At 39.7% G+C, this 25,354-nt stretch carries 24 protein-coding genes; 23 read left to right on the top strand and 1 reads right to left on the bottom strand.

From position 1 onward, the window contains the following. Positions 1 to 101 precede the first annotated feature (101 nt). On the top strand, positions 102 to 1,004 hold the full coding sequence (gene xerD / locus DCO56_RS07945; protein WP_108633218.1) for a site-specific tyrosine recombinase XerD: 903 nt from the start codon (positions 102 to 104) through the stop codon (positions 1,002 to 1,004). 2 nt (positions 1,005 to 1,006) lie between these two features. Here the strand turns inward: xerD and DCO56_RS07940 are convergent, their stop codons facing one another. Beyond that, positions 1,007 to 2,260 carry an NAD(P)/FAD-dependent oxidoreductase gene (locus DCO56_RS07940; protein ID WP_108633217.1) on the bottom strand — a complete coding sequence of 418 codons (1,254 nt, stop codon included), beginning with the start codon at positions 2,258 to 2,260 and terminating at the stop codon, positions 1,007 to 1,009. Positions 2,261 to 2,388: 128 nt separating this feature from the next. Here DCO56_RS07940 and flxA point away from each other — a divergent pair, with 128 nt between their 5' ends. The 22 genes from flxA (at position 2,389) to flxY (ending at position 25,131) form a co-directional block, all read left to right on the top strand. After that, positions 2,389 to 3,918, top strand: coding sequence for a flexirubin biosynthesis tyrosine ammonia-lyase FlxA (gene flxA, locus DCO56_RS07935; protein ID WP_108633216.1), 1,530 nt, complete (start codon positions 2,389 to 2,391; stop codon positions 3,916 to 3,918). Then, positions 3,908 to 5,026: a WG repeat-containing protein gene (locus DCO56_RS07930; protein WP_108633215.1), complete on the top strand. Its 1,119-nt coding sequence runs from the start codon at positions 3,908 to 3,910 to the stop codon at positions 5,024 to 5,026. The genes flxA and DCO56_RS07930 overlap by 11 nt, the downstream gene beginning before the upstream one ends. Before the next feature lie 15 nt (positions 5,027 to 5,041). Next, positions 5,042 to 5,773, top strand: coding sequence for a flexirubin biosynthesis SDR family reductase FlxB (gene flxB, locus DCO56_RS07925; protein ID WP_108633214.1), 732 nt, complete (start codon positions 5,042 to 5,044; stop codon positions 5,771 to 5,773). A gap of 4 nt (positions 5,774 to 5,777) precedes the next feature. After that, entirely contained in the window at positions 5,778 to 7,004 is a 1,227-nt protein-coding gene (locus DCO56_RS07920) for a beta-ketoacyl-[acyl-carrier-protein] synthase family protein (RefSeq protein WP_108633712.1), read from the top strand. Positions 7,005 to 7,013: 9 nt separating this feature from the next. After that, positions 7,014 to 7,250: an acyl carrier protein gene (locus DCO56_RS07915; RefSeq protein ID WP_108633213.1), complete on the top strand. Its 237-nt coding sequence runs from the start codon at positions 7,014 to 7,016 to the stop codon at positions 7,248 to 7,250. 14 nt (positions 7,251 to 7,264) lie between these two features. Continuing rightward, positions 7,265 to 8,146, top strand: coding sequence for a lysophospholipid acyltransferase family protein (locus DCO56_RS07910; RefSeq protein ID WP_108633212.1), 882 nt, complete (start codon positions 7,265 to 7,267; stop codon positions 8,144 to 8,146). Positions 8,147 to 8,395: 249 nt separating this feature from the next. Then, a complete protein-coding gene (locus tag DCO56_RS07905; protein ID WP_108633211.1) occupies positions 8,396 to 8,833 on the top strand; it encodes a hotdog family protein in 438 nt (145 codons plus the stop codon). Positions 8,834 to 8,835: 2 nt separating this feature from the next. Next, complete coding sequence (locus DCO56_RS07900; protein ID WP_108633210.1) at positions 8,836 to 9,285, top strand: acyl-CoA thioesterase; 450 nt, start codon at positions 8,836 to 8,838, stop codon at positions 9,283 to 9,285. Continuing rightward, positions 9,282 to 10,436, top strand: a complete 1,155-nt coding sequence (locus DCO56_RS07895; protein ID WP_108633209.1) for a beta-ketoacyl synthase N-terminal-like domain-containing protein — start codon at positions 9,282 to 9,284, stop codon at positions 10,434 to 10,436. Before DCO56_RS07900 ends, DCO56_RS07895 begins: the two co-directional genes overlap by 4 nt. Continuing rightward, complete coding sequence (locus tag DCO56_RS07890; RefSeq protein WP_108633208.1) at positions 10,437 to 11,036, top strand: 3-oxoacyl-ACP synthase; 600 nt, start codon at positions 10,437 to 10,439, stop codon at positions 11,034 to 11,036. 4 nt (positions 11,037 to 11,040) lie between these two features. Further along, on the top strand, positions 11,041 to 11,298 hold the full coding sequence (locus DCO56_RS07885) for a phosphopantetheine-binding protein (protein ID WP_108633207.1): 258 nt from the start codon (positions 11,041 to 11,043) through the stop codon (positions 11,296 to 11,298). A 3-nt stretch (positions 11,299 to 11,301) separates the two neighbouring features. After that, positions 11,302 to 12,495 carry a beta-ketoacyl-[acyl-carrier-protein] synthase family protein gene (locus DCO56_RS07880; RefSeq protein WP_108633206.1) on the top strand — a complete coding sequence of 398 codons (1,194 nt, stop codon included), beginning with the start codon at positions 11,302 to 11,304 and terminating at the stop codon, positions 12,493 to 12,495. Further along, the gene (locus tag DCO56_RS07875; RefSeq protein WP_108633205.1) at positions 12,476 to 13,465 is read left to right on the top strand and encodes a beta-ketoacyl synthase chain length factor; all 990 of its coding nucleotides are present in this window, start codon (positions 12,476 to 12,478) and stop codon (positions 13,463 to 13,465) included. The genes DCO56_RS07880 and DCO56_RS07875 overlap by 20 nt, the downstream gene beginning before the upstream one ends. 41 nt (positions 13,466 to 13,506) lie before the next feature. After that, positions 13,507 to 14,229, top strand: a complete 723-nt coding sequence (locus tag DCO56_RS07870; protein ID WP_181390494.1) for a polysaccharide deacetylase family protein — start codon at positions 13,507 to 13,509, stop codon at positions 14,227 to 14,229. Further along, positions 14,219 to 14,851, top strand: coding sequence for a flexirubin biosynthesis/transport protein LolA2 (gene lolA2 / locus DCO56_RS07865; protein ID WP_108633203.1), 633 nt, complete (start codon positions 14,219 to 14,221; stop codon positions 14,849 to 14,851). Before DCO56_RS07870 ends, lolA2 begins: the two co-directional genes overlap by 11 nt. Beyond that, positions 14,832 to 15,446 carry a flexirubin biosynthesis protein LolB2 gene (lolB2, locus tag DCO56_RS07860; RefSeq protein ID WP_108633202.1) on the top strand — a complete coding sequence of 205 codons (615 nt, stop codon included), beginning with the start codon at positions 14,832 to 14,834 and terminating at the stop codon, positions 15,444 to 15,446. Before lolA2 ends, lolB2 begins: the two co-directional genes overlap by 20 nt. Positions 15,447 to 15,502: 56 nt before the next feature. Continuing rightward, the gene (locus DCO56_RS07855; RefSeq protein WP_108633201.1) at positions 15,503 to 15,880 is read left to right on the top strand and encodes an ApeI family dehydratase; all 378 of its coding nucleotides are present in this window, start codon (positions 15,503 to 15,505) and stop codon (positions 15,878 to 15,880) included. Between the two features lie 6 nt (positions 15,881 to 15,886). After that, positions 15,887 to 17,059, top strand: a complete 1,173-nt coding sequence (locus tag DCO56_RS07850) for a DUF2062 domain-containing protein (RefSeq protein ID WP_108633200.1) — start codon at positions 15,887 to 15,889, stop codon at positions 17,057 to 17,059. A 1-nt stretch (position 17,060) separates the two neighbouring features. Beyond that, the gene (locus DCO56_RS07845; RefSeq protein WP_108633199.1) at positions 17,061 to 20,687 is read left to right on the top strand and encodes an MMPL family transporter; all 3,627 of its coding nucleotides are present in this window, start codon (positions 17,061 to 17,063) and stop codon (positions 20,685 to 20,687) included. Next, a complete protein-coding gene (locus DCO56_RS07840) occupies positions 20,680 to 22,221 on the top strand; it encodes a phytoene desaturase family protein (protein WP_108633198.1) in 1,542 nt (513 codons plus the stop codon). The genes DCO56_RS07845 and DCO56_RS07840 overlap by 8 nt, the downstream gene beginning before the upstream one ends. Further along, on the top strand, positions 22,178 to 23,842 hold the full coding sequence (locus DCO56_RS07835) for a C45 family autoproteolytic acyltransferase/hydrolase (protein ID WP_108633197.1): 1,665 nt from the start codon (positions 22,178 to 22,180) through the stop codon (positions 23,840 to 23,842). Before DCO56_RS07840 ends, DCO56_RS07835 begins: the two co-directional genes overlap by 44 nt. Next, positions 23,839 to 25,131 (top strand): flexirubin biosynthesis putative acyl-CoA ligase FlxY, encoded by a 1,293-nt coding sequence (flxY, locus tag DCO56_RS07830; protein ID WP_108633196.1) that lies wholly within the window; start codon positions 23,839 to 23,841, stop codon positions 25,129 to 25,131. The genes DCO56_RS07835 and flxY overlap by 4 nt, the downstream gene beginning before the upstream one ends. The last annotated feature ends 223 nt before the right edge of the window (positions 25,132 to 25,354 follow it).

Below are 25,354 nucleotides of genomic sequence, written 5' to 3'. Positions count from 1 at the left end.
CCCTTATGGGATGGAGCTTCTCATTGCTATTGTAAAAAATACGCTTAAAAATACAGAATATCTTTCGAAAAGAACAATAGTTAATTGTAATTTTGTTGCAAATGGATTTCAGCAACTGGCAGGTCATTAAAAAAGAATTCGAACAATTTCTAAAGTTCGAGCGGGGTTTAAGCATCAACTCGATAGACGCTTACCTGAACGATGTTTCTAAATTCCAGATCTATTGTGAGGACAATAACCTCGGTTTAAATCAGGTTGCCCGCAAAGATATTCAGCATTTTCTACAGTGGTTGCAGGAATTTAACATCTCGCCGTTCACGCAATCACGCCTGATATCCGGACTAAAAACATTTTTTAGTTTTTTGATTATCGAACATGAACTGGACAACAACCCGACAGAGCTGCTGCAGGCACCACGGCTGAGCAGAAAACTGCCGAGTGTATTGAGCATTCATGAGATTGACCAATTAATTGCAGCCATAGATCTATCTAGCCCTGAGGGTGAGCGCAACAAAACAATTATTGAAGTATTATATGGCTGTGGACTGCGGGTATCCGAACTCGTCAACCTCAAGATATCCAATTTGTTTCTCGATGTAGAATTTATCAAAGTGGAAGGCAAGGGCAGTAAAGAACGGCTGATTCCCATCGGTCAGCAGGCGATCAAACATTTAAGGCTCTATTTGGATTCCGTTAGACCACATATTAAAATCAAAGATGGGAATGAGGACATTGTATTTCTGAACAGAAGAGGTTCGGCTTTATCCAGGGTGATGATCTTTCTGATCATTAAGGAGCTTGCTCAAAAAATTGGATTGCAAAAGACGATTAGCCCCCATACATTTAGACATAGCTTTGCCTCTCACCTCGTTGAAGGCGGTGCTGATTTAAGGGCTGTACAAGATATGCTGGGGCATGAAAGTATTACAACAACTGAAATATATACACATATTGATCGGGATTACCTCCATTCCATCATCACACAATACCATCCCAGATCTTAATTTTAGCATAGCGAATCATATTGTTCACCTTTGGACATTCGGATAAGGTGTGCCAAATTTTTCACAGCACGGTCATGCTTCACAACAAATGGATTATTTCTATCCCAGACGTATCCCGCTAATATAGCACAGATGCTTCTTTTAACTTCTGGGTTCTCCGGTCGATGATAAAACAGCTCCTGTAGATTTCCGGTATACCATTCCTGGATGTAAGTGGTAAAAACAGCAATCCCTCCTTTCATATAATCTTCAAACTCCGATTGCCAGTCTACCGTTTCCCCTCGCACTTGTCTTAAAGCCAATTTTGCGGCCAAGATACCGGACTCCGTGGCAAAACACACACCTGAAGAGAATACAGGATCAAGGAATTCAGAGCTATTACCGGTCAATGCATACCCCTTTCCGTACATCTTACTTACCGCTGTAGAATAATTACTTAATTTGCGCGGTTCAAAAATAAAAGGCAAATCGCCAAACCGCTTCACATAGTAATCAGAGAGTTGAATCGCCTTGTTCAATGCAACAGTTGTATCTGCACCAAGATTGTCAATAAAGGAAGTTGGCCCCACGATCCCGACGGATGTATTACCATTGGAAAATGGGATAACCCATAACCAGACCTGCGTTTCCAATATATCAAAAGATATCAAGCTACCCTCCTCTCCTACTGGCCTGTTTACATCGCGAACATGGCTAAATATCGCCGAATGCGGACTTAATCTAGAAGGTTGATCCAGATTTAACATACGGGGCAGTACCCGACCATAGCCAGAACAATCTATCAGAAAATTTGCTTTAATGGTTGTCTCTAGTCCTTCTTTGTTACGTGCAATGGTCACAGACATTTCATCCATAAACTGTACATCGATCACTTCAGTTTCAAATTGTAAATCCACACCTTTTCGGATGAGCTCATTTGCCATTTCCAGATCAAAGTCTGCTCTCGGAATCTGCCATGTCCAATCCCAACCAGGGGAAAACTTATCAGAGAAATCGAAAATACAGATGTCCTCGCCACGTATAAAGCGTGCACCAAATTTCTTTTCAAAACCCTGGGCATCCAACGCGTCAAACAGTCCTGCTTCATCAAAGTGGTCCATAACCCGCGGAATCAAACTCTCCCCAACCACTATCCTTGGAAATCTGCTCTTTTCAACTACTTTTATTTTCACCCCCTGTTTTTGCAGATAACCCGCAGCCACTGCTCCTGAAGGACCAGCCCCAATGATCAAAATGTCGACCTCTTCAACGTTCATTATTACGCTTTGATTAAAAGAAAAAAATATTAATTTCGTCTCTGATTAATAAATGCCAAATCTATTCACAAAAAATAATATAAAAAAAACAATTTTGAGAGTTTTTCAAAATTGCTATTCCATAACCCATGAGCTCACTTGCAAAGCATTTAGATTTAAAACAGTTTGTCCAAATAACCTATAGCAATGAACAATTAGCTATTGACGACGAAGTCTGGGAGAAAGTTGATGCTAGCCACGATTTTCTTCTAAAATTTGCCAATAACAAAATAATTTATGGTGTCAATACCGGCTTCGGCCCTATGGCACAATATAGAATTAAGGACGAGGATAGAATCAAACTTCAATACAATCTGATCCGAAGTCACGCATCAGGGACAGGGCGGCTTCTAGACTCATTGCAGGTTAAAAGCACCATTTTAGCCCGCCTGAATACACTAACACTTGGTTATTCTGGTGTTCATCGTTCAGCGATCGTATTAATGAAAGAACTCATCAATCGCGACATTACGCCGATCATTTTTGCGCATGGTGGTGTCGGTGCAAGTGGCGATCTTGTACAATTGGCTCATCTGGCATTAGTGTTGATCGGTGAAGGCGAGGTAATCTATAAAAATGAACGTATCCCTGCCATGCAGGCCTTTGAAGCAGAGGGGCTCAAACCTATTCAAATTGTCCTCCGTGAAGGTTTAGCATTGATCAATGGAACTTCTGTCATGACAGGCATTGGTATCCTAAATTGGAATCAGGCCCAAAAGGCACTATCCTGGTCTATCAAAGCGGCATGCGCTATCAACGAAATTGTGCAAGCGTACGATGATCATTTTTCAGAAGCGTTAAATCAAAGTAAAAAACATATTGGACAGCAGAATATCGCAAGGAAAATGCGGGATCACCTTGCCTCTAGCTTATTGATCCGAAAACGTGAAGATCACCTGTACTCAGGTGAAAACCAAGAGGATATCTTCAAAGACAAAGTTCAGGAATATTATTCTATCCGTTGTGTACCGCAGATCTTGGGACCAATTTCAGATACCATTGACAATGTCGCATCTGTACTTGAAAACGAACTCAATTCCGCCAATGACAATCCCATAATTGATGTGGAGAGCAAACATGTATATCATGGTGGTAATTTTCATGGTGATTATATTTCACTTGAAATGGATAAGCTCAAACTGGTGATGACCAAAATGACCATGCTGGCTGAAAGACAATTGAACTATCTCTTGAATAGCAAAATCAATGAGATTTTCCCACCTTTTATGAATCTGGGAATCTTGGGACTAAATTTTGGTATGCAGGGAGTACAGTTCACAGCGACCTCCACTACTGCGGAATCTCAGGCTTTAAGTACATCCATCTATATCCATAGTATTCCCAACAATAACGACAACCAAGATATTGTCAGTATGGGTACAAATGCCGCAATGTCCTGCAGTCAGATTATTGAAAACTCGTTTGAGGTATTGGCTATAGAATTTATAACTTTAGCTCAGGCAATTGACAATTTGGGCTGTCAGGAAAAATTAGCAAAAGAAACACTATCTTGGTATATGGACCTTCGCAAATTATTTCCGGTCTTTAAAGAAGATCAAGCGATGTATCCGATTATAAAAAAAGTAAAAGACTATCTGATAAATAAAAATGATGATTAAGAAGCTCACCCTTGGCGGACTGTTTATACTATCCTGCTCCATCACATCCGCACAGCAATTAGCTCGGGTTCAAGAAAAAGGACTTGTCGGATTTATCAAAAAAGACGGGACATTTCAGATTACCCCTCAATATAAAGATGCACAAGATCAGTCCGAAGGAAAGATCGCTGTTTATAATGGTAGCAAATGGGGATTTGTAGACAAAGACGCCAATTATATTGTTCAGCCACAATATGATAATGCCAGATCATTCAGTCAGGGAATGGCTATGGTCAAATCCTCGAAAGGCTGGCAATATATTGATTCGTTAGGTCAGGAAATAAAGGCAATTTCCAGTAAACGTGTCTACGAATTCAATGACGGTGTAGCCTTCTACCGTGACGACTCAAACTTAGTCGGGCTTATTAACAATAAACAAGAGGTTGTGCTCGCCCCTACTTATGATGTTATCCGTCCGTTCAAAGGTGGCTATGCCAAAATTGCAAAAAACAAAAAATGGGGTATCATTGACAACTTGGGGAAAGAAATTGTTGCACCTGACTATGATGATATCGGAGACTTCAATGCGGGATTCGTTTGGGCGAAAAAACAAAATAACTGGTATATCGTGTCTGGTCAAACAGAAATCCTCGTACCGGCTGTTTCAAAAATTGAAAACATAGAAGATCCAGACTTTATTATTGTTCAACAAGGCAATAAAGTAGGTTTTATGACAGCAGAAGGTAAATGGGCAATTGCAGCGACTTATGATGATGCCCGAAATTTCCAAAATGGTCTAGCGCCTGTGAAAATGAATGGGAAATGGGGATATGTCGATAACACAGGTAAAATGATTATTCCTTTAGCTTACCATGATGCCCTATCTTTCTCTTCCGAAGGACTTGCTGCTGTCAAAGATGGCAAATGGGGATTTATCGATAGAAAGGGCGAAGTTATTATTCCTTTTCAATATGACATTACAGCGGCATTGACTTTTAAGAAGCAGGAAAAGGGCTTTATTGATGGACTTGCCCGTGTCAAACTCAACGGTAAATGGGGATTCATTGATACCAAAGGAAATCTCTTAGGAAATAAGTGGTTTGACAATGCAGAATTATTTCAAAATTAATATACATACCGAAGGATGAAGTGTGCTTTAGTTACTGGTGGATCTAGAGGAATTGGAAGAGCAATTTGTATTAAACTAGCTCAGGAATTAGGTTATCATGTATTGATTAATTTTCAGCATAATGAGGATGCAGCAAAGGTAACACTTGCTGGCATTGAGGCGACAGGTGGAACAGGAACTATTTTAAAATTTGATGTGGCAGACCATGCAGCGGTCACCAATGCCCTCTCCCAATGGGAATCCAGTCATCCAGAAGCCGTTATCGAGGTCATTGTCAACAATGCCGGTATAGCCAAGGATGGCTTATTTATGTGGATGTCCAGCGAAGACTGGTCTTCAGTCATTAACACGACTGTAAACGGTTTCTATCATGTCACACAATTTTTCATACAGAAGCTTCTACGCCAACGTTATGGTCGTATCATCAATATTATTTCAGTCTCTGGCGTCAAGGGAACACCGGGCCAGACCAACTATTCAGCTGCGAAGGCCGCTTTGCTAGGTGCTACCAAAGCATTAGCACAAGAAGTCGCCAAACGGAACATTACCGTCAATGCTGTAGCACCGGGGTTTATCCATAGCGATATGACAGCTAATATGGATGAAAAAGAATTAAAAAAATTGATACCCGCAAATAGATTTGGTGAGCCCGAAGAAGTCGCTGACTTAGTCAGCTTTTTGGCTTCTCCAAAAGCGGGATATATTACAGGTGAGGTGATTAACATAAATGGAGGAGTTTATTCGTAAAGCTATGGAACAACGAGTAGTGATCACGGGTATGGGGATATATTCCTGCTTAGGAACATCTTTGGATGAAGTAAAGCAATCTCTTCAAGCAGGAAAATCGGGTATAATCTTCGATACCGAACGTAAGCAATTTGGATTTCGCTCAGCACTGACAGGTGCTGTGCCCCTACCTAATTTAAAAAATGAATTAAACCGTCGCCAACGGATATCCATTGGCGAAGAAACCGAATACGCCTATCTGGCGACGATGGAAGCCTTAAAAAATGCGGCCATTGATGATACTTATCTAGATCAACATGAGATCGGCATCTTATATGGTAACGATTCGGTATCTAAAGCAATCATTGAAGCCGTTGACATTGTCCGCGAGAAAAAAGACACCAGCCTTATCGGTTCGGGGGCAATTTTCAAATCAATGAACTCTACGGTGACCATGAACCTCTCCACCATATTCCGATTGAAAGGAATCAATATGACGATTTCAGCAGCCTGCGCTTCGGGATCTCATTCCTTGGGTCTGGGATTCAATTTAATAAAAAGTGGAATGCAGGACATGATTATATGTGGCGGCGCACAAGAGATCAACAAATATGCAATGGCCAGTTTTGATGGTCTAGGTGTGTTTGGAAATGATGCTTTACCAGCCACTACAGTTTCGCGCCCTTTTGATAAAGACCGCTCTGGCTTGGTGCCTTCGGGTGGAGCGGCTACGCTAATTATCGAAAGTTATGAATCAGCAATACGTCGAGGCGCGCCTATCCTCGCCGAAATACTCGGTTACGGTTTTTCATCCAATGGCGGTCATATCTCTACGCCAAACGTCGATGGCCCAGCTCTGGCTATGCAACGGGCGATTAAACAAGCAGAAATCAGTCCCGCAGATATCACTTACATCAACGCGCATGCAACATCAACACCTGTAGGTGATGCAAATGAAGCACAAGCAATCCTGCGTGTATTTGGAGAAAACCAACCTTTTGTCAGTTCTACAAAATCAATGACTGGACACGAATGTTGGATGGCTGGCGCCAGTGAAATCATCTACTCCAATATTATGATGCTAAATAATTTTATTGCCCCAAACATTAATTTTGAAAATCCAGATGAGCATTCGGCCAAATTAAATATTGTTAAGAATACATTATTTAAAGAATTTGATCTATATTTGTCCAATTCTTTTGGCTTTGGGGGAACTAACTCCGCCTTAGTTATTAAAAAAATTAATGATTAACTTATAAAAATGATTTCTGAAAAGATTAACGAAATACTTGTTGATGAGTTTGAGGTGGATGTTGACGTAATTCAGCCGAATCTAAATTTAAAAGACACTTTAAATCTAGACAGTTTGGACTATGTCGATCTTGTCGTTATCATTGAGTCCAATTTTGGTGTTAAATTAGTAGAAGCAGATTTTGCGAACATTCAAACCTTTCAAGACTTTTATGATCTTTTAAAACATAAAACCGGTCAGAACTAAGCCAAACTTTACTAATGAGCCACTGGAAAGGACAATCCAAAGGTAGTGTCTTAGGATATAGAATTTTTGTCTTCTGTATTCAAAAGCTCGGAATTCGTACAGCATATCTGCTGTTGGTATTCGTGGCTTTTTATTATTTTATAACGGCCTGGAATAGTAATCGATCGTTGTATTATTATTTAAGATATCGTCTTCGATATTCCCTTGGAGCAACAGTTATTGGTTTCTACAGAAGTTACTTCACATTTGGTAAAGTACTTATTGACAAGACGGCAATCTCTGCCGGAATGCGCAACAAATTCACCTATGAATTTGATGGGATAGAGATATTAAAATCAGCATTGGAGAGAAAAAATGGCGGTATCCTGCTCTCAGCCCATATCGGTAACTTTGAAATTGCATCCTATTTCCTGGAAGATATTAATATCGAAAACCGGATCAATCTGGTAATTTCAGATCGGGAACATCAAACAATCAAAGCCTATCTTTCAAAAGTAGCCCGTAAATCTTCCATAAAATTCATTGTTATCCAAGAAGACCTCACCCATGTTTTTGCGATAAATGAAGCGCTGACCAATAACGAATTGATTGTCTTTACTGGTGACCGTTATTTGGAAGGAACTAAAACACTCCGCGCCCAGTTGCTTGAAAAAGAGACCCAATTTCCGGCGGGACCATTTTTGATTGCCTCCAGACTTAAAGTACCTGTTATTTTCGTATATGTTATGAAAGAGCCTAATCTTCATTACCACTTATATGCGCGGGAAGTTGAAATCAAGCATCGTGACGCCCAAGGACTGCTGCAATCCTATTGCGAATCCCTCTCAACTATGATCAAAAAGCACCCACTTCAGTGGTTTAATTTTTTTGATTTTTGGAAAGATTATTCCAAATAAACCAACTATCCACCAGCATATTATTTATTCTATTGAACAAAAAAAAGTGATGATTAAAAGTTAAACGCTTTCAAAAAGCGTAACATAATTTGCAAGTACAGCAAAACAAACTATTACAATAAAATTAACACCAAATACCCCTTTCTAAACCCCATTTCATCCATTATGATGCCTTAAAAGCAATTTTAAAGTTCCTGCAATCGCTGACTTTGTCTTTAAATTACTACCTTTGGTGCAACTTTAATATAAATGACAGCAAGCCCATTTCCAATAACCGATAGCATATTATTGCAGGAATTGCTTCCGCATCGTGCCCCTATAATAATGATTGATACCTTATATGATTTTACAGACACTACCGTGCAAGCTGGTTTAACTATTCAAGAAGATAATATTTTTGTTGAAGATGGCATATTCCTCGAAGCTGGTATTTTAGAACATATGGCCCAATCCATTGCTTTACATACTGGTTATAGCTTCTATATCCAACAAAAGGCTGCTCCAATCGGTTACCTTGGTACAATAAAAAGTATTGCTATTGATTATTTTCCGATGATTGGTGAAGATATATCGACCAGCGCTACAATATTGCAGGAATTTATGGGAGTCACACTTGTCTCGGTAGAGACCTTCATAGGAGATAAACGCATCGCCTATGCCGAGATAAAAAGTGTAATAGCGTCTTAATTATGGCAAAAAACAAATTACCAGAACCAGCTAGTCAAGTCAGTTGGACAAGTCCTTTACATATACGTTTTAATGAGGTCGATTCGTTGGGAATAGTATGGCATGGTCATTATATCAGTTATTTTGAAGATGGCAGAGAATCCTTCGGAATCGAACATGGATTGACTTATCTGGACATTCATCAGCAAGGCTATACCACGCCTATTGTGAAAAGCACCTGCGAGCACAAATTGCCTTTACGTTATGGTGAACATGCACGCATTGAAACCTCCTTGGTTGATTGCAAAGCGGCAAAAATAATCTACCGTTACCGTATTTTAAACGATGACAATCAGATTGTCTGTTTAGGCGAAACAATCCAGGTTTTTTTGGATGCAGACGGAAACCTGCAGTTGTATCTCCCAGAATTTTTTCAACAGTGGAAAAACTCGCTCCATTTTTCCAACAGATGAGAAAGGTATATATAGGCCCTTACAATTGCATATCCTCCTTGGGTTATACGCTTGAAGACACATGGAGCGCTGTTGTCGAGGGGAAATCAGGTATTACTCTTCAAGAACCAATCGGTGAAATTCCCAATACTTATGCTGCTATAATTGCCAGGGATGAACTCGACAGCTACTTCACAGCGCAACTACAGGATATAAAGTTATCCACGCCTTTCAGTTTCACAAAGCTGGAAAAACTGATGATTTCGGCGCTGTTACCAATAGTCAGAAACCTTGACATTACTACGGAGACCGAATTGATCATTTCCACAACAAAAGGTAATATCGACCAATGTGATGACAAAGATAAAAATGGTGCAGCTGCCAGCCTCCCTGCACTCGCACAGCGGATAGCATACCTATTTGGCTTTAAACGTAGCCCTATCGTTATCAGTAATGCCTGTGTTTCGGGTCTACAGGCTATTTCAACGGCTAAACGACTTATCCAGATGGATTATTGCAAAGATGCTGTCATTGTTGCCGCCGATTTGGTAAGCGAGTTTGTCCTTTCGGGATTCCGATCGTTTCAGGCATTGAGTGATGGGATTTGCAGACCCTATGATGAAGACCGAAAAGGCCTGAATCTAGGTGAAGCCGCAGCAGCGCTGTATATCAGCAAACAACCAATTCCAGACCAAAAGCAACAATTCTATGTCGCTGGAGAAGCCTCAATTAATGACGCAAACCATATTTCTGGCCCCTCACGTACAGGAGAAGGTCTGAAGTGTAGCATAGAACGAGCTTTAGCCGAAGCCGCTATCTTGCCGGAAGCGGTCGATTTTATCTGCGCCCACGGAACCGCCACAGTATATAACGATGAAATGGAGGCCATAGCGCTGCATCGCACGAAACTGGCCGACAAACCGATCAATAGCCTGAAAGGCTATTTTGGACATACATTGGGTACTGCTGGACTAATAGAAAGCATTCTCTCCCTGGAGAGTTTACGAAATAATATATTATTACCCAGTTTAGGTTATCAAAAACAGGGAACCTCATTGCCGCTGGCGGTGATCACAGAAAGAATTCACAAGCCACTCTCCCGCTTCCTGAAAACAGCATCTGGATTTGCGGGCACCAATACGGCAATACTGTTCGAGAAGGAGATCATATAGATGGAACGTAAATATCATATCAGCAAGCACTGTCGTATTGATCATCATGGTGTACTTTACAATGGTCAACCCTTGTCAGCAGAAATATCAACGGAATTTTCCATCTTTTCGAAGGCGTTTTATTATTCGCTGGGAACGACTTATCCCAAATTTTTTAAAATGGATAATCTCAGCAAATTAGCCTGGCTAGGTGCTGAAATATTGCTAAAAGAGGAGCTTTCCAAAAATATTGCAATCGTGTTATCAAATCGTTCCAGCAGCTACGATACAGATCTAAAGCATATACATACGATCAGTAGCACGGAACAATACTACCCAAGTCCTGCAATTTTTGTTTACACCTTACCGAATGTCTGTATCGGTGAGATTGCGATTCGACATCATCTGCAAACGGAGAATATATTTTTTGTTTCGGAGCAGTTTGACAGTCAACTCACAGTAAACTACTGCAATTACCTTTTAAACAGCAATAGAGCAGAAAAGGTATTGTGCGGCTGGGTAGAATATTTGGAAGAAAACTATAAATTGGTTTTGTATCTTGTGGAAAAAACAGGCAATTTAGCGCATGATTTAAACGTCGTAAGACAATTAATGTTATAAAGGAATGGAAGAATTGAAATCTGAATTAAAAGCAAAGATAATAGAAGCATTAAATCTGGAAGAGATTGCGGTAGAAGACATTGAAAACGATGCTCCTCTGTTTGGAGATGGCCTTGGGCTCGATTCGATCGATGCATTGGAACTAACCGTATTATTGGATAAAGATTATGGCATCAAAGTGACTGATCCAAAAGTTGGAAAGACAATTTTTCAGTCCATTGACACCCTTGCCCACTATATTTCAGAAAATAGAACAAAATAACCCATGAATAATGCGATTGCTGTTACCGGAATGGGAATGATTACCGCTATCGGAGATGACGTAGCGCAAAACTATCATTCATTACTCCGGAAACAGCATGGTATTAAACCACTTCAGCATATTGCGGGAAAACATCAAGCGTGCACCCTTGTCGGTGAAGTCCCTTGGACAAACCAGGAGCTAGTAGAAAAGTTGGGAATTACCGTTCCGAAATACAGCTCACGCACGAGTTTATTGGCCGCCATTGCTGCCAAAGAAGCCCTGACACAAGCAGCGATAACAGATCTAGGAAATATACCCGTTATTATGGGCACATCTGTCGCCGGAATGGATATTTTCGAACAATACTTTCCACATTTAAATGGCGATAGAACGCTCATACAGAGAAGAGATGTGGGAGATTCGGCATCTGTGCTTTCAAAATTACTGGGTGGTAATGGTTTTGCTACAGCGATCAGTACAGCTTGTTCTTCGGCGGCCAATGCGATTAGTTTTGGAGCCCGTTTATTACTTTCAGGTCGTACAGAACGTGTTTTGGTCGGCGGTTCAGATGCATTATCGCGGTTTACAATCAATGGATTTGACAGCTTGATGCTCCTATCTGACAAGCCTAATCGACCATTCGACCGGAATAGAAACGGATTAAACCTCGGTGAAGGGGCAGGCTTTCTGGTACTAGAGTCTGCTAAAGCATTAGAAAAAATACCTAAGCCTATATTAGGTTACCTTACGGGATTCGCCAATGCGAATGATGCTTTTCATCAAACAGCTACCTCAGACAGCGGTGAAGGGGCTTATTTGGCGATGAAAGAAGCTTTAACAATAAGCCGGTTGGCTCCTGACGCAATTGATTATATCAATGCACATGGAACAGCAACAGAAAATAATGACCGAACTGAGGCGATGGCCATACAGCGTATATTCGGGGACAATGTTCCTTCTTTTAGTTCAACAAAAGCTTATACAGGCCATACATTAGGGGCCTCCGCTGGTATAGAGGCGATTTATGCATTACTGGCAATCCAGCATCAATTGGCTTTTGCCAATTTAAGGTTTGAAACAGCAATGGAACAACCTGCACTACAGCCAGTAACCGATCATCGATCATCCTCCATCAAACATGTCCTCAGCAACTCTTTTGGATTTGGCGGAAATTGCTCAACTTTAATTTTTTCCGATGCAGAAAGTTTATATTAATGGTAGCAGCGTCGCTGTCATTAACTCAGCTCAGCTGGATACTACAGAACAGTGGATAAAGATCAACTTACCAAAAATAGATAGCGAGCTAGTCCCCCCTGCTGCCACAAGACGCATGTCCAAGGCCGTAAAAATGGGCATTATCTGCGGGATGGAAGCGATGCGGCAAGCGGACTGCCCCAATCCTGATGGTATATTGGTCGGTACAGGTAAAGGTTGCCTGGTTGACTCTGACAAATTTCTAAAAGCGATCATTGAACAAAAAGAGGATTTCTTATCTCCTACGGCCTTTATCCAGTCTACCCATAATACCGTCGCAGGGCAAATTGCATTACTGACCAAAAATTCAGGTTATAATATGACCTATTCTCAAGGGCGAATATCCTTTGAATCCGCCGCGTTAGACGCCTATATCCAGCTTACAATGAATGAACGCGCGTCGCTATTGGTCGGTGCCGTTGACGAGCTCTCAGATATTAGCATTGAAGTAAACCAAGCAATCGGCGAAGATCAGGTAAACGATACAAACGGCATTCAAACAGAAGGTGCTGGTTTCTTTGTATTTTCCAATCAAAAAGACAGCCACACCCTCGGCGAATTAAAGGATATTGACATCTATCGTAATACCGCTGGTCACTCATCGGAAAAACATATCGGCGAATTCCTCAAAAGAAACCAACTAACTATAAACCAAATTGAAGCCATTATTTATAGTTCAACAACAGTAGAAGCTCCCTTTAACACTGTATCACCAACATTGGAGAAAATCAGTAAAATAAAGTATAATTCTCAGACCGGAATATTCGACACAGACATTGTGTTTGCTTTTGATCTGGCTTTAAAACGACTGAACGATCAAACCTTTTCAACATCTATCAGTCTAAATGAAGGTAAAAAACAACATGATCGAAATATTCTTATCTGTAATTTTGGAGAACAAAACAGTTTAATGCTGTTATCAAGATGCTAAATTTTAGAAATACAACATACGGATGCATTGCACTACTTTTAATGGCAATATTACTATGGAAAGAATATCAGCTCTATTATCCATTCCTTGTTGTATTGCTACTATATATCGGCACCTTATCCTGGGGGGCTTTTGACCTCCGGTTGAATTTCTTTATGCAGTCCACCTATGACCGTAAAACCAGTACAAATCAAATCGCCATCACCTTTGATGACGGCCCCACACCCTATACGCTGGAAATTCTAGATTTATTAAATCAGTACGGTGTCAAAGCAAGTTTTTTTTGTATCGGATCGCAGGTACTCAAATATCCCGAAATAGCAAAACAAATTGTTATGCAGGGACATGTTATCGCCAACCATAGTATGAATCATCCTAATTCGATCGGTTTCTTTTCCAGTGACAGCGTCGCTGTTGAAATGAAACATGCAAATCAGGCGATTGAGAAAATCACAGGAAAAAAAACATTGCTGTATAGACCGCCATTTGGCGTCAGTAATCCGCATATTGCAAAAGCATTAGACTATTGCGCAATGACATCGATCGGCTGGAGTATCCGCTCTTTGGATACCCTAAATCGAGATGAAAATAAAATTTTCAAACGCATAAAGAAAAGACTCCGTCCCGGTAAGATTATTTTGCTGCATGATACATCCAAAAAAACGGTCCATGTTGTTAAAAGTTTATTAATAGAATTACAGACAAACAAACTAGAAGCGTTAAATTTAGAAGATTTCTTAAATCAAAAAGTATATGAAAACTAAGCTCATTCTACTCATTATTTGTTTATTTCATTTTGCTTACACAAAAGCGCAAGAAGAAGCTATGTCCAATGCTGAGATCAGCAACTTCAAACAAACGGTAGTAGCCGAAGCGCAAAAAATTAAAACATTAAAAACAGACTTTGTGCAATACAAGCACCTGGATTTTTTGTCGAAGGAAATTACGTCCAGCGGATCAATGCTCTTAAAAAATCCAAATAAATTATTGTGGAAATATAATAAGCCCATTCAATATGGGATTCTTTTCAAAGACAATAAAGTGCTCATAAATGATCAGGGCAAGAAGAATAAAGTGGATCTGGGCAACAATAAGAAATTTGAGAAAATCAATAAAATGATCATTGGCAGTATCAGCGGCGATCTTTTTTCGGCAAATGATTTCAATATCACATTTTATAAAAATAAAAACCAGCGGATTGCGAAATTATCGCCCAAAACCAAAGAATTGTCCACTTATATACAGACAGTTATTCTTTATTTTAATAATCAGCAGCTCACGGTATCCGAAGTACAATTAATAGAACCATCCAAAGATTACACAAAAATTGTTTTCAAAAACAAACAGATCAATCAACCCATCGCTGATGCGTCATTTAGCTTTTAGTACACTACTCCTATTGCTCCTAACCGGCTGTAAGGTATACTACCCAAACCATACACAGCAGGATTACAAACAAGCGGATACAGTTATTCAGAACCCTTATTTTGCAGATCTAAATGATGAACGTCTCTATCGGGCAACGATCCGCTTTTATAAAAAAGAGTTCTCGGGTATGTTTGTGGCTAAAAGAATAAATCAGCAGGAACACCGCATTGTGCTTACTTCTGATCTGGGGAATACATTCTTTGATATGACGATTGCCAAGGATAAGCATCAGGTCAACTATATCATGCAGGATCTCAACAAAAAGATCATCATCAATACGCTTGTTAAAGACTTTAGGACCTTAACACAAGTGAATTATCCAATTACATACCAAGATTCATCTTCGCGACAATTTTTAAGCACAATGGATGGGAAGCGATATTTTTTGAATCTAAACGATCAGGGGAAATTAGTCAAAATTGAAACCGCATCTAAATATAAACCAAAACTCAAAATCCAATTGAGCACTGATTCCATCGGCAAACTCGATAAGTTTAGTATACAGCATCATGGTATCAAGTTGCAAATGGAATTTGTAAATATTCCATTTTAACTGACTTGATACACAACTCAGCTTACGAAAAATAAATAAAGCTGTATATTTGGGATATGGTTTTAGCAGACTTTTATAAGATACATGGACGTCGATTGAGTGCAGATGGAAAACACTTGTTGGAAATAAGTCTCAATCCGAATCATTCTATTTTTAATGGACATTTTCCAGACAGACCGGTTACACCGGGGGTATGCATGTTACAGATCATTAAAAATATAAGTGAAGATTTACTTCAATCAAAGTTGCGTATGAGCGCCGCAAAAAACATTCGTTTTTATGCGATCATAGATCCTTTTGCTCATCCAAATCTAAGTTTAGAATTAGCAATCAAAGAAGCTGATACCATCCAGATCAAAGCCAATTGCTCTTTTGACGAAACTATCGCATTAAAAATGGAGCTCTTTTTTCATCGCTATACTAATTCCATTTAAATAGCTATGTTAAATTCGCAACCTATCCGTGAAATGGCGATCCCAGCAGATGTATGTGTACTAATCCCTACATACAACAATGCAAAAACTTTGCAGCGGGTTCTGGATGGAGTATTGTTCTACACCGCACAGGTCATCGTCATCAATGATGGTTCAACAGATGCTACAGCCGAAATTTTGGCAAAGTATCCATCCATTGAGATACAGCATCTTGATAAAAACTCGGGTAAGGGAAAGGCATTGCGAATAGGTTTTGAATTAGCGAGAAAGCAAGGTTTTCACTATGCGATAACAATAGACTCAGATGGGCAGCATTTCCCCGATGATCTTCCAACATTTATGAATGCCCTTGACCGGAGTGATGGTCGGGTTTTATTGATTGGTGAACGTCAGATGGATCAGGTCGGAATACCAAAAAAAAGTAGCTTTGGTAATAAGTTTTCAAACTTTTGGTTTTGGTTTGAAACCGGCATTAAGCTCGCAGACACGCAATCTGGATATCGTTTATATCCGCTAAACCTCATACCTAAAAAACTATTTACCAATAAGTTTGAGCTCGAAATTGAAGTAATTGTTCGCTCGGCATGGAAGGGTGTTAACGTAAAAAATGTACCCATTAAAATACTTTACGACCCCTCGGAGAGAGTTTCCCATTTTCGACCATTTAAAGACTTCACCCGGATCAGTATACTTAATACGTTTCTGGTATTGATCAGCCTACTTTATATATTCCCAAGAAATGCTTTCCAAAGTTTCAAAAAAAAAAGCTTTAAGCAATTTCTAAAAGAGGACATTCTAGGCACCAATGATTCGGATCTAATTAAATCTATCTCCATCGCATTGGGTGTGTTTATCGGCATTGCTCCAGTCTGGGGATTTCAGTCTTTTTTGTCCATCTTTCTCGCTTCCATTTTTAGGCTTAACAAGGGGCTCTGCTTTGCCTTTTCAAATATCAGTATTCCCCCTATGATACCATTAATCATTTGGGGATCTATACAGACCGGCAAACTGATCATTCCGAATGCCAGACCGCTGCGAGATTATAGCAATATTGATTTCCAATCCATATCTGAGCACTTTCTGCAATATATCTTTGGTAGTCTTGCTCTAGCCCTGTTTACCGCTGTTCTATTTGGACTTTCATCATTTACTCTATTAAGGTTAAATCAACGACGTTAATATGCAGCACTATTTCTATCAGCTCTATTTATTTTTTAAGAAGAAGCCCTATATTGCCTGGTTAATTGCACTATTTTTTTTGCTTGCTACCGGATTTTTTGCTTTGAAACTGAAATTTGAAGAAGATATCACCCGGATAATACCGAAAAACGAACGAACAAACGAAATAGCCAAAATATTAGCGCAACTGAAATTTTCTGATAAAATCAGTGTAATCATCGAGCGGGAGAAAGATGCTTCAATTGATGATATGGTTGATATGGCCAACTCTTTTTCAGATAGCATCGTGCTTCTTGCCCCCTACTATCGGGCTATCCAAGGACAGATTAGTGACGAAGAAATGGAGAACACCATGAAATTCGTCTACGGGCAGTTGCCTACCCTGCTTGATGAAAACGATTATAAATCAATCGAAGAACGACTTTCCAGTGATAGCATAGCCCAGACAGTTGCGGCTAATTACGCGGCATTAATTTCCCCTACCAGTATTATCGCAAAATCTTTTATACAGCGGGATCCATTGGGAATTGGTTTCTTAGCGCTAAAAAAATTCCAGCAACTCAATATTGCCGGTGATTTTCAGCTCTATAATGGTTATATTATCACGAAAGATTCAAGCAAGCTATTGCTCTTTATTAATCCGAAATATTCGGGTTCAGAGACTGAACATAATGTCATTTTTGTAGACGGGCTCAACCGGATCAAAAAAGATCTCAACCAGCATTATAGCAAGAAATTGAAATTAAGTTATTTTGGAGCTTCACTGGTGGCTGTTGCCAATGCAAAACAAATCAAAACGGATATCCAAACAACGATCCTTATTTCAATGAGTTTATTGATGCTGATTTTGATTCTTTTTTATAAGAAAATACAAATTCCCGTCATCATCTTTATCCCATCATTATTTGGGGCATTGTTAGCGCTCTCATTTCTCTACTTTCTGAGAGGTACTATTTCGGCTATATCGATCTCCATCGCAGCGGTCCTGATAGGTATTACCATTGATTACGCGCTCCATATCATGACACATTTCAAACAAACGCAGGATATCAAGCATCTGTATAAAGAAATCACCAAACCGATATTGATGAGTGCCGGAACGACAGCAGTATCTTTTCTCTGCCTCTTATTTGTCAATTCCGAAGCGCTAAAGGACTTAGGAATTTTCGCATTTATTGCTATTCTTTTTTCAGGAGTTTTTTCCTTGATTCTCATTCCACATATATACAAGCCCAATAATAAACGTTCGGATGATAAAAATCATCTTATCGATCGCATATCTGCTTTCAGTTTCGAGAGAAATAAAATCCTACAGGTCTTTAGTTACCTGTTAGTTGTTGTTAGTTTATTCACTTTTTGGCGGGTGGGTTTTAATAAAGATCTGTCGGCATTAAACTTTTTCCCAAAGGAGCTTCAGGAAGCAGAGCAAAAGCTTGAAAATTCTGCGCAACAGCAAAGCAAATCATTATTCTTAATAAGTTACGGTAATAATTCCGAACAGGTTCTTTCCGAAAATACCGTCTTATATCACAGGTTAAAGCAAGATACAACAATCACATCCATTAGCTCAATAGGTGAAATTGTTTTATCGAAAAAGGATCAGGCGGCAAAAATTGCACAATGGAATGCCTTTTGGACTAAGACACGTAAAAAAGAAATCCGCAGTAATCTCGTCCGTTCAAGCGCTGCCTTTGGGTTTAAGCCCGATGCATATCAAGCTTTTTTTGATCTCTTGGATCAAAAATTCTCAGCCATATCATTAGCTGAGTACCGCACGCTGAATAGTGGTATCTTATCGGAGTATCTGAGTTCAAAAAATGGATTTCTTACAGCAAATACTGTCGTAAAAACAAGGGAAAAATACAGAGAAAATCTGATCGGGCAATTCAACAACAAAACTACTGTTGTGATTGACCGAAAAGAGATGAACGAAACTTTTCTGGGTCAGCTCGTAAATGATTTCAATACCTTGGTTAATTACAGCTTTATCGCGATATTTATTATTCTCTGGTTGTCTTTTCGTCGTATTGAGCTGACATTGGTCAGTATGATCCCCATTGCATTGACAGGATTGGTCACTGGTGGACTCATGGGCCTATTTCATCTTGAATTCAATATTTTCAGCACGATCGTATGTACATTAGTATTCAGTCATGGTGTGGATTTTACGATATTCATGACAACGGCCTTACAGAAAGAATACAGTACCGGCAAAGATGAGATGCCAACCTACCGAACATCCATTCTCCTTGCCGTATTGACCACAATTTTGGCTATCGGTGCACTAATTTTTGCCAAACATCCGGCGTTAAAATCTATTTCCGCAGTCTCTTTGCTCGGGGTAACCGCCGCCGTTTTAAACACCTTCGTTCTCTATCCTATTATTTTTAGGTTATTGTTTAGCCGTAGGCCAGCAGCAGGTCGTTCTCCATTGACGCTGCGTTTGCGATTATTCGCGCTCTTTTCTTTTAGTTATTACATCATTGGAAGTGTTGTTTCTGGTTTTATTTTCAGTCTTATCCGCAACCGATCCTTGATAACAAGGCTCATGTCCCGCTTTGGGGATTCCGTCCTAAAATCAAATCCTTTTGTCAAAAAGCAGCAATTCAATCCACACGGAGAGGATTTCAAAAAACCAGCGATCATTATTGCCAATCACAATTCCCTATTGGATACTTTGCTGATCGGGCGTTTAATGCCAAAATGTATTTTTGTGACCAACGAATGGGTTTATAAGTCACCGGTATTTGGAAGAGTAGTTCGGCGGGCCGGATTTTTGATGTTAGATGATGATTTAGAAAAGACCAAAACAATATTAAAGCAACGGATAGATGAAGGGTTTTCTATCGTTATCTTTCCTGAAGGTACGCGATCGGCGACCAATGACATTCAACGGTTTCACAAAGGAGCATTTTATCTGGCCGAACAATTGCAATTGGATATCATCCCAATTTACATCCATGGCGCTGCAGATGTATGTCCTAAAGGCGATTTTATTGTCTATGACGGTACATTAAGCACAGTCATAGGGAAAAGGATCCCTGCCACAGATCAGCAATTTGGTGATAATTATACCCTGCGTTGTAAAAATATCAGTCGCTTTTTTAAACAACAATTTGCGGATATTAGAAATAAGTTTGAAAATCCAGCTTATTTTAGAGAAAAAATCAGTTTAAACTATCGTTATAAAGAAAGTGAAATAGAAAAAGCCAGCCTAAAAGCCTTTGACCGCTTTCAGACATCCTACGCTGCATGGAATAAATTCATTGCAGCAAATGCAAAAATTTTGCATATTGGAGACAATTATGGTCATATTGAATTTTTGTTAACCATGCAACAGGCGCAACGGCAAATAGAAACCTTTATCCGGGATTCAGAAAAACGCATTATTGCGGCAAATAACTATTTGGTTCGAAAACGTAAACTAACCTATCTAAAACATCTTGCTGAAAGTCAATTAAAACTGGATGTAGTGATTTTCGGGAGCAACGACGAAAACTATGAAATTGCAGATTCAGTACAGACGATCATATACTATGATGTTGTACAAGCACCGAGCTACCTAGGTTTTGAACAGGTATTTAGTGACCAGCACAGTTATGTATTAAAGAGAAAAACGAATGGGTAAGGTCTATGATAGTGTGATCATCGGTTCAGGCCTCGGCGGTCTCGTTACCGCTGTACTGCTGGCCAGATTTGGGCGCAAGGTATGTGTCATTGAAAAGAACAATCAATATGGTGGCAATCTACAGACCTTTGTACGCGACAAGGAGATCTTAGATACTGGAGTACACTATATTGGCGGGCTAGGTGAAGGTGAAAACCTGCATAAATATTTTGATTACCTGGGCATCATGCAGGATCTAGCCATCCAGCGCATGGATATCGATGAATATGACCGAATTTCATTTGAAGGAGATCCGATCAATTATCCGCACGCTCAAGGTTATGATAATTTCGTCAATCAATTGCTCCCCTATTTTCCGGAAGAAGAAGAAGCTTTAAGAAATTACTGCAAAAAAATACAGGAAATCTGTAACTCTTTTCCGATGTATAATCTTCGGAAAAGCTTTGGATTCAATGAAACCGTCCTAGGGACCTCATTAAAATCTTTCCTAGATGAGCTGACCGACAATGAACTACTCAAAGCTGTCCTTGTTGGTTCCAATTTCTTATATGTTGCCAAGGCCGAGAGTACGCCGCTTTATGTCCATGCGCTGACCATCAACTCCTATATTCAATCTGCTTGGCGATGTATAAATGGAGGAAGTCAAATCGCAAAATTACTGATACGCCAATTGCGAAAATATGGTGGTGATATCTTGAAAAACAAAGAAGTCATTGCTGTAGAAATGGAGGATCAGTTGATTAAAGCCATACGTACAGATGATCAGCAATTGATTTATGCAAATGAATTTGTTTCAAATATCAATCTTCGTCATACTTTTGCGATGCTACCTGAACGTTTTCAGAAGCAGGCCTATGTCAAACGTATCCACAGCCTCCCCCTGAGTCCTTCTGTATTTTCGGTCTACATCGTCTGTAAGGAGGATCTTATTCCCTACCAAAACTACAATATATACCATTATAAAAATATAAAGTCAGTGTGGTATGATCACAATCAATCGCCTTTGGTCATCTCCATGAGCCGTAACGATCAAGATCAAACCTTTTGCAGTACAATGACCGTCATGTGCTATATGACGGCAGCAGAAGTACAGCAATGGGATAAAAGCTTCAATCGCTCAATTATACAGCAACTGAGTACCAGAGGAGATAGTTATGAAGCATTTAAAACCGCAAAAGCCAATCAAATTATTGAAGAGCTGCAGCATTTGTTCCCGAATATAAAGGATGCAATCCGATCGGTCCATACCTCTTCCCCATTGACCTATCGCGACTTTATTGGCGCGGAAGAAGGCAACATGTATGGTTACCTGAAAGAGCACCAATATCCCTTGAACAGCTTGATTTCTACAAAAACAAAAGTCAAAAATTTATTTTTGACGGGGCAAAATGTCAAGATGCATGGTGTATTGGGCGTTACGATTACAGCCTTCTCCTGTTGCTTAATGATGCTTGGAAAGGAATTTGAAGATGACCTATTTAAAGAGAACGATGAGACAGCTGTGGCTAACGAACTGGATACTATTGCTATTTAGTTCATGCAGCCTTAATGGCGCACTGAAAGAAAAAGCTCAATTTGAAACACAGACTATACCAGAACTGAAGTTATCCGATTCGGGAAGCAATTACATTGCTGTAGACAGTAATTTCCTATTACAGAATAGACAGGGACTTTGGGAACTCTATGTCACTGGAAATCCAATGGAAATCGGGTTAAAAACAGGCTTACTGACACGATCGTTATATGCCTATCAGGAAGATGCATTCTTTTCTAAAATACAGGAATTTATCCCCTCTACGAAGAAACAGAAATGGATGATGCGGCTGACAAAAATTTATAATCGTAAAATCCATAAATATATCCCATCGGAATATAAAAAGGAGATTTTTGCTTTGTCAACCTATGCTTCTCCACGTTATGACGCGCTAATGGATCCCTATCAACGTAATCTTTTTCTACACGGAGCACACGACCTGGGCCATGCTTTTCAGGATCTTGCTTTGGTCGGCTGCTCCTCTCTGGCAGCCTGGGATCAGAAGTCCGCGGATGGAGGCCTAATTATCGGCCGAAATTTTGATTTTTATGCCGGTGATGATTTTAGTAAAAATAAGCTCATTTCCATTGTTAAACCTGATTCTGGCTATGCCTTTCTTTCCGTCGGCTGGGCTGGGATGATCGGAGTTGTCTCCGGAATGAATCGCGCAGGACTTACAGTGACACTTAATGCGGGGAAATCTTCTATTCCTTGGGCTGCAAAAACCCCAATATCTATAGTGGCAAGAGAAATTCTCCAATATGCACGAAATTTTAAAGAAGCGATTGCAATTGCAAAAAAACACCCCATTTTTATTTCTGAATCATTGATGATTGGTTCCGCAGATGAAGGAAAAGCAATATTAATTGAAATGTCGCCTCATAAATTTGATGTATACGAATCTGAAAACACGAACCATCTGTTGTGCACGAACCATTTTCAAAGCCCTGCATATCGTTCGGACAAACGCAACCTAAAGCAAATTGAGGAAAGCCACAGTACCTATCGCTATCAATTGTTGACAGCGCAGCTACAGGAACATGACAAACTCACTCCTAATAAGGTCGCAACCATATTAAGGGACCGGAATGGTTTAAAAAATAAGGAAATAGGTTTAGGCAACGAAAAGGCACTAAACCAGCTTTTAGCGCATCATGGCATTGTTTTCCAACCCGAAAAACGTCTTGTCTGGGTATCAGCAAACCCTTATCAGCTCGGCGAATTTGTCTGTTACGACCTAAACAAGATATTTGACAGTACTTTACACAAAACCGGTCATTCGGTATCTAGTGCAGGATTGAATATCCCTCCGGATCCGTTTTTAAATAGCAAGGCATACCAGGATTATGAACGGTATCGTAATTTTGACCGCATTATAGACCATAAATTAAAGACCAAAGAATCGATTTCCGAATCGGAATGGCAGAACTATCAAGAATTAAACCCATTGTTTTGGGCAGTTTATTATAAAAAAGGAAAATACTATTTCGATCAAAAAAGATACGGAGAGGCATTGGACCAATTCCAACGGGCTAATGCACTTGAAGTAACAACCGCGGTTGATCAAAAAAATATTGCTTCATATATCCGAAAAATCGAAAAGAAAGGAGATCATCGATGAACCCAAACATAGAACAAGCAAGTATTGAGGAAATAACCAGCTTTCAAGATGAAAAGCTCAGGACTGTTTTAAACTACTTAAATACACATTCGAGTTATTACAGACGATTATTCAAAACTGAAGCGATCAATATTCAAAGCATTCACGGTATCAGAGACCTGCCCTTACTTCCAACCACATCCAAAGAACAGCTGCAACAGTTCAACTGGGATTTCTTATGTGTTCCCCAAGATCAGATTATAGACTATTCTACCACTTCAGGAACACTGGGTACACCGGTTGTATTCGGACTTACGGATGCAGATCTGGAGCGGCTTGCCTACAATGAAATGATTTCATTTCAACGTGTTGGTATACAAAAGGGTGATCGTGTGCAGATCATGACAACCTTAGATCGTCGTTTTATGGCGGGTCTGGCCTACTTCCTCGGTCTCCGTAAAATTGGCGCTGGAATACTCCGTATCGGAGCGGGTATACCGCAAATGCAATGGGATTCAATACAACAGTTTAGACCTAAATTTCTCGTTGTTGTTCCTTCGTTCCTACTTAAAATGATCGCCTATGCCGAAGATCACAACATCGATTACAATAATAGCTCTGTGAAAGTGGCTATTTGCATTGGTGAAAATCTCAGAACAGCCGAATTAAAAGATAACGAACTCGCCAAACGTATTCAGGAGAAATGGAATATTACCCTATACTCCACCTATGCTTCCACCGAAATGAGTTCGGCATTTACTGAATGTGAAGCTTTCAATGGTGGTCATCAGCATCCAGAATTGATTATTACGGAAATACTGGACAACGATGGCAATGCCGTACCTGACGGGCAACTTGGTGAGCTTGTTGTAACAACTTTAGGTATTCAAGCAATGCCATTATTGCGCTATAAAACCGGTGATATGGTTAGACGGCATGCCGCCCCCTGCACCTGTGGCAGAAACAGCTATCGATTAGGTCCAGTCGAAGGAAGAAAACAGCAGATGATCAAATATAAAGGAACCACCTTGTTTCCCCCTGCGATGTTTGATGTATTGGCCAGTTATGAAGAGATTGAACATTATCAGATTGAGATATCCAGCACAGTAATTGGTACCGACGATATTCGAATTTTAATCTCTGCCAAACAAGAAAATGCCACTTTATTAAAGGAAATAAAAGATAGTTTTCAAGCTAAATTACGTGTAATTCCTATAGTGGAATTTGAACGGGAAGAGATACTAATTAGCAAAATTTATAATCCACTGAACAGAAAACCGACGTATTTGCTTGATAAAAGAGAGCAATAAATCTGGTAAAAATGAACAATAAGCTCAATAAAAGAAAACGATAATTTGACTATTGACGAATTAATCGCGTAAATACGTCTAAATAGGTTTATCATCAACGGCCTTAGTTCTGCAGTCAAAAAAAAAATTAAACGCTCAGATTTAAATATCCAGCTGACCTTGCCTGATAAAGAAAGGCTACAATACCCTATTTGGTTGAGACCAATTAAAATTACTTTCACGC

The sequence above is a fragment of the Sphingobacterium athyrii genome (assembly GCF_003071065.1).
Lineage (GTDB): Bacteria > Bacteroidota > Bacteroidia > Sphingobacteriales > Sphingobacteriaceae > Sphingobacterium > Sphingobacterium athyrii.
The sequence above is the reverse complement of the archived record's forward strand: the minus strand, read 5'-3'. Positions and strand labels throughout refer to the sequence as shown.

Coding starts and splice junctions, on each gene's coding strand:
- xerD (WP_108633218.1), top strand. CDS start 102: ATGGATTTCAGCAACTGGCAGGTCATTAAAAAAGAATTCGAACAATTT.
- DCO56_RS07940 (WP_108633217.1), bottom strand. CDS start 2,260: ATGAACGTTGAAGAGGTCGACATTTTGATCATTGGGGCTGGTCCTTCA.
- flxA (WP_108633216.1), top strand. CDS start 2,389: ATGAGCTCACTTGCAAAGCATTTAGATTTAAAACAGTTTGTCCAAATA.
- DCO56_RS07930 (WP_108633215.1), top strand. CDS start 3,908: ATGATGATTAAGAAGCTCACCCTTGGCGGACTGTTTATACTATCCTGC.
- flxB (WP_108633214.1), top strand. CDS start 5,042: ATGAAGTGTGCTTTAGTTACTGGTGGATCTAGAGGAATTGGAAGAGCA.
- DCO56_RS07920 (WP_108633712.1), top strand. CDS start 5,778: ATGGAACAACGAGTAGTGATCACGGGTATGGGGATATATTCCTGCTTA.
- DCO56_RS07915 (WP_108633213.1), top strand. CDS start 7,014: ATGATTTCTGAAAAGATTAACGAAATACTTGTTGATGAGTTTGAGGTG.
- DCO56_RS07910 (WP_108633212.1), top strand. CDS start 7,265: ATGAGCCACTGGAAAGGACAATCCAAAGGTAGTGTCTTAGGATATAGA.
- DCO56_RS07905 (WP_108633211.1), top strand. CDS start 8,396: ATGACAGCAAGCCCATTTCCAATAACCGATAGCATATTATTGCAGGAA.
- DCO56_RS07900 (WP_108633210.1), top strand. CDS start 8,836: ATGGCAAAAAACAAATTACCAGAACCAGCTAGTCAAGTCAGTTGGACA.
- DCO56_RS07895 (WP_108633209.1), top strand. CDS start 9,282: ATGAGAAAGGTATATATAGGCCCTTACAATTGCATATCCTCCTTGGGT.
- DCO56_RS07890 (WP_108633208.1), top strand. CDS start 10,437: ATGGAACGTAAATATCATATCAGCAAGCACTGTCGTATTGATCATCAT.
- DCO56_RS07885 (WP_108633207.1), top strand. CDS start 11,041: ATGGAAGAATTGAAATCTGAATTAAAAGCAAAGATAATAGAAGCATTA.
- DCO56_RS07880 (WP_108633206.1), top strand. CDS start 11,302: ATGAATAATGCGATTGCTGTTACCGGAATGGGAATGATTACCGCTATC.
- DCO56_RS07875 (WP_108633205.1), top strand. CDS start 12,476: ATGCAGAAAGTTTATATTAATGGTAGCAGCGTCGCTGTCATTAACTCA.
- DCO56_RS07870 (WP_181390494.1), top strand. CDS start 13,507: ATGGCAATATTACTATGGAAAGAATATCAGCTCTATTATCCATTCCTT.
- lolA2 (WP_108633203.1), top strand. CDS start 14,219: ATGAAAACTAAGCTCATTCTACTCATTATTTGTTTATTTCATTTTGCT.
- lolB2 (WP_108633202.1), top strand. CDS start 14,832: ATGCGTCATTTAGCTTTTAGTACACTACTCCTATTGCTCCTAACCGGC.
- DCO56_RS07855 (WP_108633201.1), top strand. CDS start 15,503: ATGGTTTTAGCAGACTTTTATAAGATACATGGACGTCGATTGAGTGCA.
- DCO56_RS07850 (WP_108633200.1), top strand. CDS start 15,887: ATGTTAAATTCGCAACCTATCCGTGAAATGGCGATCCCAGCAGATGTA.
- DCO56_RS07845 (WP_108633199.1), top strand. CDS start 17,061: ATGCAGCACTATTTCTATCAGCTCTATTTATTTTTTAAGAAGAAGCCC.
- DCO56_RS07840 (WP_108633198.1), top strand. CDS start 20,680: ATGGGTAAGGTCTATGATAGTGTGATCATCGGTTCAGGCCTCGGCGGT.
- DCO56_RS07835 (WP_108633197.1), top strand. CDS start 22,178: ATGAGACAGCTGTGGCTAACGAACTGGATACTATTGCTATTTAGTTCA.
- flxY (WP_108633196.1), top strand. CDS start 23,839: ATGAACCCAAACATAGAACAAGCAAGTATTGAGGAAATAACCAGCTTT.